General features: G+C 49.8%; 7 protein-coding genes and 3 pseudogenes. 4 read left to right on the forward strand and 6 right to left on the reverse strand.

Translation table 11 applies throughout. The features are described from left to right. Window positions 1-3 precede the first annotated feature (3 nt). The 3 genes and pseudogenes from dnaA to H7A79_RS00015 all read left to right on the forward strand — a co-directional run bounded on the left by dnaA (window position 4) and on the right by H7A79_RS00015 (window position 3,867). Window positions 4-1,527: a chromosomal replication initiator protein DnaA gene (gene dnaA / locus H7A79_RS00005; protein ID WP_187000681.1), complete on the forward strand. Its 1,524-nt coding sequence runs from the start codon at window positions 4-6 to the stop codon at window positions 1,525-1,527. 19 nt (window positions 1,528-1,546) lie between these two features. Then, window positions 1,547-2,650 carry a DNA polymerase III subunit beta gene (gene dnaN, locus H7A79_RS00010; RefSeq protein WP_187000682.1) on the forward strand — a complete coding sequence of 368 codons (1,104 nt, stop codon included), beginning with the start codon at window positions 1,547-1,549 and terminating at the stop codon, window positions 2,648-2,650. 587 nt (window positions 2,651-3,237) lie between these two features. After that, window positions 3,238-3,867: pseudogene (locus H7A79_RS00015) on the forward strand (IS1595 family transposase). Window positions 3,868-4,510: 643 nt separating this feature from the next. On the opposite strand, the gene H7A79_RS00020 reads toward H7A79_RS00015, so the two are convergent. The 5 genes and pseudogenes from H7A79_RS00020 to H7A79_RS00040 all read right to left on the reverse strand — a co-directional run bounded on the left by H7A79_RS00020 (window position 4,511) and on the right by H7A79_RS00040 (window position 8,823). Beyond that, the gene (locus tag H7A79_RS00020; protein ID WP_214646390.1) at window positions 4,511-5,077 is read right to left on the reverse strand and encodes an ATP-binding protein; all 567 of its coding nucleotides are present in this window, start codon (window positions 5,075-5,077) and stop codon (window positions 4,511-4,513) included. A gap of 424 nt (window positions 5,078-5,501) precedes the next feature. Then, window positions 5,502-6,140: a transposase gene (locus H7A79_RS00025; RefSeq protein WP_187000683.1), complete on the reverse strand. Its 639-nt coding sequence runs from the start codon at window positions 6,138-6,140 to the stop codon at window positions 5,502-5,504. Window positions 6,141-6,195: 55 nt separating this feature from the next. Continuing rightward, window positions 6,196-6,378, reverse strand: a complete 183-nt coding sequence (locus tag H7A79_RS00030) for a helix-turn-helix domain-containing protein (RefSeq protein WP_135033315.1) — start codon at window positions 6,376-6,378, stop codon at window positions 6,196-6,198. An 841-nt stretch (window positions 6,379-7,219) separates the two neighbouring features. Beyond that, complete coding sequence (locus H7A79_RS00035) at window positions 7,220-7,363, reverse strand: IS3 family transposase (RefSeq protein WP_167743107.1); 144 nt, start codon at window positions 7,361-7,363, stop codon at window positions 7,220-7,222. A gap of 954 nt (window positions 7,364-8,317) precedes the next feature. After that, a pseudogene (locus H7A79_RS00040) lies at window positions 8,318-8,823 on the reverse strand (IS1595 family transposase). A 286-nt stretch (window positions 8,824-9,109) separates the two neighbouring features. Between H7A79_RS00040 and acnD the strand changes: the two are divergent. Continuing rightward, window positions 9,110-11,663, forward strand: a pseudogene (gene acnD / locus H7A79_RS00045) (Fe/S-dependent 2-methylisocitrate dehydratase AcnD). A 265-nt stretch (window positions 11,664-11,928) separates the two neighbouring features. On the opposite strand, the gene purH reads toward acnD, so the two are convergent. Continuing rightward, complete coding sequence (purH, locus tag H7A79_RS00050) at window positions 11,929-13,506, reverse strand: bifunctional phosphoribosylaminoimidazolecarboxamide formyltransferase/IMP cyclohydrolase (RefSeq protein ID WP_187000684.1); 1,578 nt, start codon at window positions 13,504-13,506, stop codon at window positions 11,929-11,931. Window positions 13,507-13,696 lie beyond the last annotated feature (190 nt).

A 13,696-nucleotide genomic window follows, 5' to 3' on the forward strand; every position in this document is an offset into this window, starting at 1 on the left:
GATATGACGCTTGCAGAATTTTGGCCGCAATGTTTGCGCCGCCTATATGACACCTTGCCGGTGCAGCAGTTTCAAACCTGGATTGCGCCGCTAACCGTAGGCGAAGAAAGCGGCATATGGGTGGTGTATGGAAAAAATCAATTTGCCGTCAATATGTTGAAAAACAGTTTTGCTGCGGCCATTGAAACTGTCCGTGCCGAACTGGCGCCCGAGATGCCGGTGTTACTGTATAAAACCGGCAAGGGGCAGGCTTATACGATGGCGCAAAACCTTTCAGACGGCCAAAGCGGAGAAAAAAGGCCGTCTGAAACAGAAGCGGCGGCCGGAAAAGCTGCGCCGGGAAAAAGCGCGCGCGATATTGTGGCAGAGCGCATCAGGCAGTTGCCGCCCAACGGCACGCAGTTCAAATCCGTTGAAGCGGAAGCCAAACCTAAAGAAGTCCAACCTAAAAAAGAGGCAGCAGACAGCCGGCCGCCGGCCCGTTCCGAGAGGGGGGCGCAACACGGCCAAACCAATCTGTCTGCCGACTATACGTTTGACACGCTGGTAGAAGGCAAAGGCAACCGTATTGCCGCTGCGGCCGCCCAGTCGATAGCCGAGAATCCGGGGCAGGGCTACAACCCGTTTTTTCTTTATGGCAGCACGGGCTTGGGGAAAACCCACCTGGTGCAGGCCATCGGTCATGAATTGCTGAAAAACAGACCCGATGCCAAGGTGCGCTATATGCACTCCGATGATTATGTGCGCAGTTTTATGAATGCCGTGCGTACCAACAGCTACGATGTATTCAAGCAACAATACAAGCAGTACGACCTGCTGATTATCGATGACATTCAGTTTATTAAGGGTAAGGACCGGACGATGGAAGAGTTCTTCTATCTTTACAATCACTTCCACAATAAGAAAAAGCAGTTGATTTTAACCTGCGATGTGTTGCCTACCCAGATAGAAGATATGGACGCGCGCCTGAAATCGCGTTTTTCATGGGGTTTGACCTTGGAGCTGGAGCCGCCTGAGTTGGAAATGCGTGTGGCGATTTTACAGAAAAAAGCCGAAGCCGCAGGCGTGGCCCTCAATGAAGATGCCGCTTTTTTTATCGCTAATTTAATCAGATCAAACGTGCGCGAACTCGAAGGCGCATTCAACCGCGTGAGCGCCAGCAGCCGTTTTTTAAAAAAGCCGATCGACATTGATTTGGCGCGCAATGCCCTGCAAGATATCGTGGCCAGCTCGTACAAAGTGATCACCGCCGATCTGATTATCGATGCTACAGCAAAATATTACCGCATAAAAATCAGCGATATATTGGGAAAAAAACGTACCCGCAACATTGCCCGTCCGCGCCAGGTGGCAATGAGTCTGACCAAAGAGCTTACCAACCTGAGCCTGCCCAATATCGGCGATGCGTTCGGCGGGCGCGACCACACCACGGTGATGCACGGCGTGAAAGCTGTGGCCAAACTGCTCGAAGAAGACGCCGAATTGGCCCAAGATTACGAAAAACTGTTGATTATTATCCAAAACTAAAAGCCTGAAGGGATAAACCATGTTGATTTTACAAGCCGAACGAGATGCTTTGCTCAAGCCGCTGCAAGCAGTAACCGGCATTGTTGAACGCCGCCATACGCTGCCGATTCTGTCGAACGTATTGCTCGAAAACACACACGGGCAAACCAATATTTTGGCAACCGATTTGGAGATCCAAATTAACACTTCCGGCCCTCACAGCGAGGCCGAAGATTTCCGCGTAACCACCAATGCCAAAAAACTGCAGGATATTCTGCGTGCACTGCCCGAAGGCTCGCTGGTGGCGCTGGATTGGGCGCAAAACCGCCTCACCCTTAAAGCCGGCAAATCCCGTTTCGCCTTGCAAACCCTGCCTGCCGAAGATTTCCCTCTGATGAGTGTGGGCGAAGATGTGAGTGTCGCATTCTCACTGCCGCAGGAAGCTTTCAAAAGTATGCTCTCGCAAGTGCAATACAGCATGGCCGTGCAAGATATCCGCTATTACCTCAACGGTCTGCTGATGCAGGTGGAGGGCAGCCAGCTGCGCCTCGTTGCCACCGATGGCCACCGCTTGGCTTATTCCTGTACCACTATCGATGCCGATCTGCCTAAAGCCGAGGTGATTCTGCCGCGCAAAACCGTGCTGGAACTCTTCAAACTGTTGAACCATCCCGCTGAGCCGATTACCGTGGAGCTGCTGAATAATCAGGTGCGCTTCCGCTGCAATGATACCGTTATCGTGAGCAAAGTGGTGGACGGCAAGTTTCCCGATTTCAACCGAGTGATTCCGCTGGACAACGACAAAATCTTTCTAGTGGGCCGTATTCAACTGCTCGGTGCGCTGGATCGTGCCGCCATTTTAGCCAACGAAAAATTCCGCGGTGCCCGCCTGCTGCTACGTCCCGGCCTGCTGAGCGTGGTGTGCAGCAACAACGAGCAGGAGGAGGCGCGTGAGGAATTGGAAATTGCTTACCAGGGCGGGGAGTTGGAGGTAGGCTTCAATATCGGTTATCTGATGGATGTATTGCGTAACGTCCATGCCGATGATATGCAGCTGGCGTTCGGCGATGCCAACCGATCAACGCTGTTTACCATTCCGGATAACCCTAATTTCAAATATATCGTGATGCCGATGCGTATTTGAGCAATTTCAACCTCAAACCGCCTTAAGGTATTTTGCAAAGATAACACTTTGAAATTTAAGTGCACTTTAAGTATTTTTGTATGCTGTTGTTTTGCATAGATTAGATATTTAAGTGCCGCATTTTGCGCAGAGATGTATCGATTTAAAGCGGGCTTTGCTTGACTTTCCAGCAAAATCCAATTTGTTATTTTATGTTGGTTTTGCACGGGTTTGTAGCGTTCGGAATCAAACTTTTCACCTTTTCTGTAAAGGTAAAAAAGCGATAACGGCTAATTTGCGCACGATAGCAGCAAGTACAATCATCAACGGCTTGTTTTTTGGCTTTCAGAGGTTTTATGAGTGTGGAGAAATAGTCGCACCTTATTAATAGTCGTACCTTATTAAATGCTGCGCTGCCATGGCAGGCATGAAGAGGGTAGATCGGAACAGCTTGTTTCTGTATTGGGTTGGTTTTGCCTCTAGCGTATTTACCTAATTCTTTGCTTGAGGGTTTAAGCCGGCTAGCGAAGCAAATTGGTTTGCGTTTTTGAATTTTCCGCTTATTTTTAGGGACTGACGTAGATTGGCAGTTATGCCAAGCTACGAAAATGCAGATAACCAATTGCAACTTAAGCAAGAGAGTTCAAAAGAAACTGCTTGAATTTTTTGTACTCCAAGTTACTACCCGTTTCGCTGCTGATATTTTGAGCATTCAGCCTAACTCCGCTATTCTGCTCTACCGCAAAATCCGCCAACTCATCAGCCGTCATTTAACACTGCTGCCGATGAAATTTTAGCCGGATAAAAGCTGTTCCGGCGGTCACCACAAAGGCAGACGCGGACGCGGGTGCAGCAGGGAAAGTGGCTTTTTTCGGCATTCTGAAACGGCACAATCAGATTGATACGGTTGTAGCCGGTGATGCCGAATCTGAGACATTAGTGCCTGTAGTCAAAAAGAAAATCATGCTGGACAATATCGTTTGCACGGATAGCCTGAGCATTCGTGGCAAGCTGGGTGTAAGCGGTTTTACCCACCACCGCATCAACCATTCCAAAGCGTTTGCCGACTGCCAAAACCATATCAACGGCATTGAAAATTTTTGGAATCAGGCACAGCGAGTCTTGCGCAAATATAACGTTATTGACCGAAAATCCTTTCCACTGTTCTTGAAAGAATGTGAATTTCGGTTTAACTTCGGCACACCGTTAGGCAGCTAAAGATCCTATCTTTATTTTAAAGATAGTTTGTGAATATAGCGGCAGCCAGGCTGCTGGCAGCGGGAATGGTTTTTAGGCCGTCTGAAAAGGTTTTGAATTTCAGCCGCTGCTTGATGGTGTTCAGTTTATTTTGAACGATGCGGATTTGTTCGGAAAGATACTTGATTTGCTCCGAATGAATCTTGCTTGATCAAATAGTCTTTGGCGGTTTTCAGGTGGTTCTTTTCGGATGTTTTTGGGTTTTGGGCTTTCGTATAGTGCCAATACGCGCTTTAGCCTGTAATGAAAAACCAATACGGTATTTCTAATCGACAGGTTTTTGTCTAAGGCGGTATGGCAGTATTGGGCTATCAGCTTGGCATCTTGTTTGTTTTGGTTCGCTGGAATCGGCTTTTGTTGTATTTACTGATTTTGTAAGGGTTGATAACAGGCACTTTGTAATAGCAGCCGATATAGTTGGCAACATCTTCAAAGTAGTTTCCTGTGTCTTCCATGAAAATATGCAAATCATCAAAGCCGAAGCTATCCAACCATGCTTTCAGGTTTTCAAAGCCTTTGCCATTGTTGTGAAATCGCGCATTTTTCGGCAGCCGTTAATGATTGCGGCGGCATCAAAGGTATCTTGCGATATATCTAATCCCACAGCGTTTCTCATAATTTCACTTACGATTCAAAAACTAACCACTTTAAAACCGGAACCGGCAGTTTGATTGTGCTCACCCCACGGGGGGGGTAAATCTCCTTTATCACAGGCGCAATGCCTATCTTCTTTTTGTCCTTCAAACGGTAAATCTCTCCACTTATCCGAACAACATGACAATGGCGGAGTAATCTGTCCGACATGGCGGCAGTCAAAGCCGTATCGTTGGCAAAAGCCCCGGCCCGCCGGCCGAACGGCAAATCGGCCGTCAGAATCATGCTGCCCCGCCCATACCGTTTGGCCGCAACATTGAAGAACAGGTTGGCTTCTCTTTCAAACGGCAAACAGCCGGTTTCATCAATCACCGGCAGCCTCGGACCCATAACCGAACCTTGCAGATAAGATTTCCGCTTTCCTCGATTATAGGCCGCCGGTTGCAGCATCAAATCGGCTGCCGTTACGAAACGGATTTTGATACCCGCCATTACTGCCGGATAAGCCAAAGAAACAGCCAAATCGGTTTCACCTGCCCGGCCGGGGCCCGTCAGCACCGCATTTTCGTGCTTTTCGATAAAACTTAAGTCAGACAACTCCGTCAATCGGGCTTAGGGCGCACCCGTTGCAAAGTTAAAGCCATATTCCGTCATCGTTTTGACGGAGGGTTGTCCTGCCGGTTTCAGCAAAGCTGCCTGCGTTCTGCTGTTTTTGGCTTTGAACCCTGCATCCGGCAGCTGTTCGATAAAGTCGGCATACGGGCTTTTTTTCAGCCGAATGCTGCGGGCAGCCAAAGGCCGTATCTCACAGTGTTTGAAGCCCGGGCACAGACAGGGCGGCCGGGATAACCGCCGTACCGAACCTGAAAGATTCGGCATCGTGCTTTCAGACGGCAGCCGGCATTCGATACCGTCCCCGTGTCGGTATACTTTTACGTCATGCCGGTTTCGGGCTGCTTAAGCAAGCATACTTTCAGGCCTGTTGTGGTGGGCTGGGACAGTAAAAATTCCTGCTCTCGGATTAAACGGATGTTGGAATTTTCCCTGTTGTCCCGTGTACTCGTGCATCGGCTGTTTGAGAAAGCCGTTTGCCGATACAGCCATCGGCCGTCTGAACATCCGAAAGCAAACCTGAAGAACGCAATGTCGCCTGCAAAGGCATGATGAAACCGGATTTCAGGTAACGCTTGAAAAGCTCTACTCTGCTTTTTAGTCCCAGCCCTATATGGCGGCAGATTTTGGAAAGGAAACCGTAGCCGTCGGCTGCTGCCGGCAACACCGGATTCAGACGGCGCCCGTCTTCTGCACAGGCATCACGTTGAATCATGACGGTTTTGGCATTATCAAACAGCACTTTGTGCGCCATGCCGCAGAAGAGTTCAAAACTGTTGCACAAACCGTCTGTCCGTGCTTCGGTACGCCCGTTGTCATAGAAGCGGACACAGCTTGCTCGGGAGTAACCCAATGTGGCGGCAAAGGCCTTCGGAGGGTTGCCGCCTCTGCGGATAATGGTGAAATCCGCCTGCATCTGCCGGCCGGGTTTGATTTCAAAGCGTAGCGCAGGTTCGTTATCGGGTTTGGGTTTGAGGGTGGCGGCATAATCACTGACGATTCCGACTTTGCCCTGAAAGTCCGTTTCGAGGATTTCCCGATATGGCACGGCAGCGAGAATCCGGCCGGGTGCAGCGGCTTCGATGCGGGAGCGGATATAGTCTTTAAAAGGGGTCGGGCTTGCCGGGTTTTGATCCGACTCTTTGATATTGCGGTGCGCAGTCTTTGTGAGGCAGATACTTTTTAACGGTGTTTCTAGACAATCCCAATTCTTTGGTCATGCCTTGAATGGATTTGCCTTGCTGTTTGAGCGCTTTAATGGCCGCAACCGTCTCCTGATTCAACATGAAAGCAGCCTTTGTTTTAAAGCTGCGAGTTTAAGTCAGGGTGGTCAATTTCTGACTGCCGTCAGGTGGTCATTTTTGCACTGCCGGTAGCACCGAAACTCTGCAGCCGGCTAAATGGCAACGTAGTAAACAGCACTTCCTGTACTGGACGGATTCATCGATATCCTGCAATAACAGTCGACTTTAAGCTCTTAAGCAAAGAATGTCTGCATAACAACACTTCGCACCTCTGATGTGCATCTACATGCTTTAGCAGAATTTACCAGTGCGGTATCTAGGCAGTCTTGGTGTTGGAAATTGGAAAGGGCTGGGTTTTGATGCCGAACAGCTTTTGTTTTTCCTAAATGATTGTTTCGTGCTTTTTGAGTATTATCAAGGACGACAGTGGCTTCTCCGTATCTTTCAGTATTTTTGGCAATGAGGCTCGGGTGTGAGAGAAATATTGCAAACCGAAAAATCGCAGCCGGCCTTAAAACACAGCTGCCGATGCTGCAACCATTGAGGCCATCTGAAGGCCGAGTATAAGACGGAGAGAAGGTATACTTTCAACGGCCTTCCTGCCTTTGTCTCGAAAATCCCAAAACAGGTCTTCAGGAAAAAACGAGAAGTGTAAACAGCGCTGGGATTTTCTGCATCCAAAATACCCAAAGGAAAAGAACAGGCATTGACCGGTGGTGTTTACTGTATATGCTGTCATTCCCGTATTGTACATCTGCAGCGGGTTGTGAGACCTGAGAACTCGGTATTAAGTTCCGATGTAATGTAAAAATGCCCCAAAAAGTTACCCTGAAAATAGAAGGTTCTGAAAAACTGAACTGTATCTAAAAACTAGATGAGTTAATCAAACGGCATTCAAGGACTGAATCCTGTAGTTAATAGAGGTCAGTCTTTTGAGTTTGACCCTGTTGTAGGTGTAGTAACGAATGTGCTTGCGTAACGCACCACCCGGTTCATTGGCTGACTCATATTGTATTGGTTGGCGCACATGGAAACATTCCGATTTCAATGTGTCGGAGAACTTCCAGGTACCGCATTATCTACACACTCTATGCTCTGTGTTAATCCGCTATCCTACAAATTCTGCTGATAAAAGCCGTCTAAATATTGTGTTGGATCCAAATCCACGCTCTGCCGTTGGATTCAGCAATGTCTGCCACCCATTACCGATTAGGTTTATCCGCCCTAAACACTGTTTCGGTATATTATCTGCAATCGTGCAGGCTTCTTTCTGATACGGATGGTATTTGCGTCAGTGTATAACGGCTTTCAGATTCACTCCCGTATGGTTTTCTGTCTGATGCAGATGCGGTTGTTACGTACGGTTGCCGGTATAGGGGCTGTATGGTTTCTTTTCAAACCAGCATATTTATCTTGTGCTGTCGGTTGATAATAAAAGCTGCTGTGCGGCAGTCTAACCATCTTCGGTAACAGCTTGTCGTTGCTGTCTGAATAGTATTTGACGGCCTGTAGCTTTGAAGCTGTTTGTATATATTGCTATAAAAAACTACATCTCCCAGGTTGGTTTGTGTGTCCGACTTTGGGTGCAGTTCATTCTGTATGCCCCTTCACGACAAAATCCGTATGGACATCAACCATTATTTACCGCAAGAAAGCAAAGAGTTGTTTGACGGAGTGCCTGAGTTGGACGAAGGTTGTTTTGCAGACAATGAAAGAAAAAAATAACAGAGATCTATCGGTAAAAATGGTAGTTTCCAGCATTTCCAAATATAGTGAGAAGGTTAATATCATGGTCGCGGATAATGCTGAAACAGAGAGCTTGTTTATTGTTATTGCAGGTAAAATTATGCCTGATAGTGTAGTTTATATGGATAATTTGTGCAGTTGCGATATGTCGGATATCGGTAGATCCCCCCCCATCACCGGATAAATCACAGCAGTTTGCCAACCGACAAAAATATAGGCGCTTATGAAGCAAAATTCATTTTAAAGGGTCTTTCCGCAACATTTCCAATAGTGCTTTATACAAATCATCCTGTCGGTGGCTGAAGAGAAACCCAGGGTTTCTTTTAAATGCAGGTAAAAGGTTATGCTCCGGCACTCAGTTAAATCGTACCAAGCGATGCTTGGCATAGCGCCAACCATTGATATGTTGCATACCTCGGGCAAACCCATTGCCGCCTCGTTTGAGGATGTCGGAAAAGATGGTTTTAGTGCCCGCTTTTCACCCGAGTTTACCTCGGATGCGCTTTGCCTTGAAATAGGATTGGTCTGATTCTACGGTGTCTTAGAAAGGGGTGTACTGCTCGCATTCGCCAGCTGGGCACCGGCGTAACTTCAGGTACGGGCTGTTGATGCTTCCGACACTGATTCCAGCCAGTTTGGCGGTATCGAAATCGTTCAAACAGAAGGCGGAAAGCCGTAGGACCTGACAGCATTGGGATCGGTAATTTTACTGCACTTTTGATACTTGTTTTTTAATTTCATTTCAGAAGCGGACCTTGTGCAAATGTAACGGAATTGAACTGGGGACTTGTTCTTGAGAAAATATGAGTTCCATTTTAATTCCGGCATACCAAACAGCAGTTAAAGCTCCTTCGGCTTTGTTAGTATTTAGGGCTAATTTACTTCAGATCCAAAATTTATTTATCCTCTTTCGGTTAGACATATTAGTGATTACAATACACTACATTCAGACGGCCTAATGTCGTTTGAAAGATAACAGTTGATATAACATAATGTTGTAAAAGAATATTTACAAAGGATAAAGCTCGTGAATACAAACCAAATCTACTGCAAGCCCTTGCTTGATTTTAATTTGGAATACTACGATGCGCGTGCTGCATGCGAAGATATTAAGCCGGGCTCGTACGATACCCTGCCCTACCAGCCGTATCTTGGCCGAAAACCTAGTGAACCGTGCCGATAAAGTGGATTTGCCAAGGCTGCAAAGTTGGCTTTCTCAATTAATTGAGGGTAAACAGGAAGTTGATTTTCCGCAGTTTCCGGCTCGTGTGGTGTGCCATGATATTTTGGGTCAGACGGCCTTGGTAGATTTGGCAGGCCTGCGCGATGCGGTTGCTGAAAAAGGCGGTGATCCGAGCAAGGTTAATTCAGTTGTTCAAACCCAATTGATTATTGATCATTCGCTGGCGGTAGAGTGTGGTGGTTACGATCCCGATGTGTTCCGTAAAAACCGTGAAATCGAAGGCCGCCGCAACGAAGACCGCCTCCATTTTATCAATTGGACTAAAACAGCCTTTGAAAATGTGGATGTGATTCCTGCGGGCAACGGCATCATGCACCAGATTAATTTGGAGAAAATGTCGCCCGTTATCCAAGTGAAAAACGGTGTGGCTTTTCCCGATACTTGCATCGGCACCGATTCGCACACCCCTCACGTTGATGCGCTGGGGGTGATTTCGGTGGGCGTTGGCGGTTTGGAAGCGGAAACCGTGATGCTTGGCCGCGCCTCGATGATGCGTTTACCTGATATTGTCGGCGTGGAGCTGACCGGTAAATGCCAACCCGGCATTACTGCCACCGATATTGTATTGGCGCTGACTGAATTTCTGCGTAAAGAGCGCGTGGTGGGTGCATTTGTGGAATTTTTCGGCGAAGGTGCCGAGAGTTTGTCGATTTATGTTTGCCATCGACCAGCAAACCATTGATTATCTGAAATTAACCGGCCGTGATGATAAACAAGTGAAGCTGGTTGAGGTTTATGCAAAAACGGCAGGTTTGTGGGCCGATATGTTGAAAACCGCAGAGTATCCGTGTGTGTTGAAGTTTGACTTGGCTGCCGTTGTGCGCAATATGGCCGGCCCCAGCAATCCCCATGCCCGTTTTGCGACCGCAGATCTGGCAGCAAAAGGTTTGGCTAGGCCGTATGAAACCCCTTCAGACGGCCGAATGCCCGATGGCGCGGTGATTATTGCGGCGATTACGTCATGACCAACGCCTCCAACCCGCGCAATGTGGTGGCGGCGCCCTGTTGGCGAAAAAAGCCAACGAATTGGGTTTAACCCGCAAACCGTGGGTAAAATCTTCATTCGCACCCGGCTCTAAAGTGGCGGAAGTCTATCTGAAAAGAAGCCGGATTACTGCCCGAGTTGGAAAAACTCGGTTTCGGCATCGTTGCATTCGCCTGCACCACTTGTAACGGTATGTCCGGCGCGCTTGATCCGAAAATCCAACGGGAAATCATAGCCCGCGATTTGTATGTTACTGCCGTATTGTCGGGCAACCGCAACTTCGATGGCCGTATCCACCCCTATGCCAAACAAGCCTTTCTGGCATCGCCGCCGCTGGTGGTGGCCTACACGATTGCCGGCAGTATCTGCTTCGATATCGAGAACGACATACTCGGCATTTCAGACGGCCGTGAAATCCGCCTGAAAGACATTTGGCCGAGCGATGAAGAAATCGACACCATCGTGGCCGAATATGTGAAACCGCAGCAATTCCACGATGTGTATATTCCGATGTTCGACACCGGCGCAGCCGAAAAAGCCCCGAGTTCGCTTTACGAGTGGCGGCTGCAATCTACTTATATCCGTCGTCCGCCTTATTGGGAAGGCGCATTGGCGGGCGGGCGCACGCTCAAAGGCATGCGCCCGTTGGCGATTTTGCCTGACAACATCACCACAGACCACCTGTCGCCTTCCAACGCCATTCTGCCGACCAGCGCGGCCGGCGAGTATCTAGTCAAAATGGGGCTGCCCGAAGAAGACTTCAACTCTTACGCTACCCACCGCGGCGACCATCTGACCGCCCAGCGTGCTACCTTTGCCAACCCGGAGCTGTTTAACGAAATTGTGAAAAACGAAGACGGCACAGTGAAACAAGGCTCGCTGGCCCGTGTAGAACCCGAAGGCCGGGTGATGCGGATGTGGGAGGCCATAGAAACTTACATGAACCGCCGGCAGCCGCTGATTATTGTGGCCGGTGCCGATTACGGTCAGGGTTCGAGCCGCGACTGGGCTGCCAAAGGCGTGCACCTGGCCGGCGTGGAAGCGATTGTGGCCGAAGGTTTCGAGCGCATCCACCGCACCAATCTGATCGGTATGGGCGTGCTGCCCTTGCAGTTTAAAGAAGGTGTGAACCGCCGCACGCTCGAATTGGACGGTACCGAAACTTATGATGTAGTCGGCAAGCGCGAACCGCGCTGCGATTTAATGCTGGTGATTCACCGCAAAAATGGTGAAAAGGTTGAAGTAGCCGTTACCTGCCGTTTGGATACTGCCGAAGAGGTGTTGATTTACGAAGCCGGCGGCGTGCTGCAACGTTTCGCACAAGATTTCCTGCAAGAGAATGCGGCAATCTAAAGAGGCCGTCTGACAACAGTATGCCCAACGCAATATAACAGGCCGTCTGAAAAGGCTTTCAGACGGCCTTAAACTTTTTACGGTCAACCACATCGCCGTAACGAAACACCGGCCTTGCTGCGCCCTGGCCGGGTAACATTCAAACGGCCGCCAAACCGGCCTGGGTTGGGAATATTGTGTTTGGGAAATACCGCACCGTTAAGCCGAAGGCCGTCTGAAAAGGCTTTCAGACGGCCTGATGCAGGTTTTGCCGCATACTCATGCATCAATGGCGGAAATGGCGTATGCCGGTCAATACCATAGCAATACCGTGTTCATCGGCTGCATCAAAAACTTCTCTGTCGCGCACCGACCCGCCGGGGTGGATGATGGCCCGGATGCCCTGTTCGGCAATCACATCGATACCGTCGCGGAACGGGAAGAATGCATCGGAGGCGGCGCAGGCGCCGTTGAGATCGAAACCGCCGTCTTGCGCTTTGCGTGCGGCGATGCGGGTGGAATCCACACGGCTCATCTGACCGGCACCGATACCGTAGGTTTGGCCGCCCCTGCCGAACACGACCGCATTGGATTTCACAAATTTTGCCACATTCCACACAAACATCAAATCTGCCCATTCCTGTTCGGTTGGCACCCGCTTGCTCACCACTTTAAAATCTTCGCGGCGGATGCGGTGGATATCGGGCATCTGCACCAACAGGCCGCCGCCCACACGCTTGAGTTCGAAGCGGTTGGAGCCTGCCAAGAGCGGCACTTCCAGCACGCGCACGTTTTTCTTGGCGGCAATGATTTCTTTGGCTTTGTCAGTAAATTTCGGTGCCATCAGCACTTCGAGAAACTGGCCGGTAACGGCCTCAACCGTTTCGGCATCCACTTCCCGGTTAAAGGCGATGATGCCGCCAAATGCGCTGGTGGTGTCGGTGGCGAATGCCAGTTTGTAGGCATTAAGCGGGCTGTCGGCCACCGCCGCGCCGCAGGGGTTGGCATGCTTCACAATCACGCAGGCAGGAGCGTCAAAGGTTTTGACCGCCTCCCAAGCCGCATCGGCATCGGCGATGTTGTTGTAGGACAATTCTTTGCCCTGAAGCTGGTTATAGGCGGCCAGGCTGCCGGCGGCAGGATAGAGGTCGCGGTAGAAAGCGGCCTGCTGGTGCGGGTTTTCGCCGTAGCGCATTTCCTGCACTTTCACCCAACTTTGGTTGAACTGCTCGGGAAACCCGCGGATTTCCGGCTCGCCCGAGAGTTTTTCGCCCGACACGCTGGTTAAATAGTTGGAAATCATGCCGTCGTATTGGGCAGTGTGGCTGAAGGCTTTGCGCGAAAGGTTGAAACGGGTTTTGTCGCTCAGTTTGCCGCCGTTGTTTTGCAGCTCGTCAACAACCGCTGCGAAGTCGCCGTTGTCGGTAATGATGGCAACGTGTTTCCAGTTTTTGGCGGCGGAGCGCACCATAGTGGGGCCGCCGATGTCGATGTTTTCAACTGCGTCTTCCAGCGTGCAGCCGGGTTTGGCGATGGTGGCGGCAAACGGATAAAGGTTTACGCACACCAAATCGATGTTGCCGATGCCGTGTTCTGCCATTTTGGCAACGTGTTCGCTCAAATCGCGGCGGCCGAGAATGCCGCCGTGGATTTTCGGGTGGAGCGTTTTCACCCGGCCGTCAAGCATTTCAGGGAAGCCGGTGTAGTCGGCCACCTCGATAACGGGCACGCCGGCATCGGCCAGCAGCTTGGCCGTGCCGCCGGTGGAAAGGATTTCCACGCCGAGTGTATCGAGCGAGCGGGCAAATTCGACAACGCCTGTTTTATCCGACAGGCTGATTAGGGCACGTTTTACGGCTGCCATTTTGGTTCCTTCTTCAAAATAATCAAACAATGTTGGGTATGGTGGTTGAAATTTACAATGGGGCAGGGCGGCGAAGCCGGAAAGGGTACGGCTAACGGGCAATGCCGCACCATTGTAAATTTAAGCTGCTATATTTAAGCCACTATATAAAGATAACCGTGAAGCCGTCTGAAAACCTTTATGCTTTCAG

Origin of the sequence: Neisseria musculi (assembly GCF_014297595.2) — a bacterium.
GTDB classification, from domain to species: domain Bacteria; phylum Pseudomonadota; class Gammaproteobacteria; order Burkholderiales; family Neisseriaceae; genus Neisseria; species Neisseria musculi.

Excerpts from the sequence above, each read along its gene's own strand:
- dnaA (WP_187000681.1), top strand. The coding sequence starts at position 4 with ATGACGCTTGCAGAATTTTGGCCGCAATGTTTGCGCCGCCTATATGAC.
- dnaN (WP_187000682.1), top strand. The coding sequence starts at position 1,547 with ATGTTGATTTTACAAGCCGAACGAGATGCTTTGCTCAAGCCGCTGCAA.
- H7A79_RS00030 (WP_135033315.1), bottom strand. The coding sequence starts at position 6,378 with ATGTTGAATCAGGAGACGGTTGCGGCCATTAAAGCGCTCAAACAGCAA.
- purH (WP_187000684.1), bottom strand. The coding sequence starts at position 13,506 with ATGGCAGCCGTAAAACGTGCCCTAATCAGCCTGTCGGATAAAACAGGC.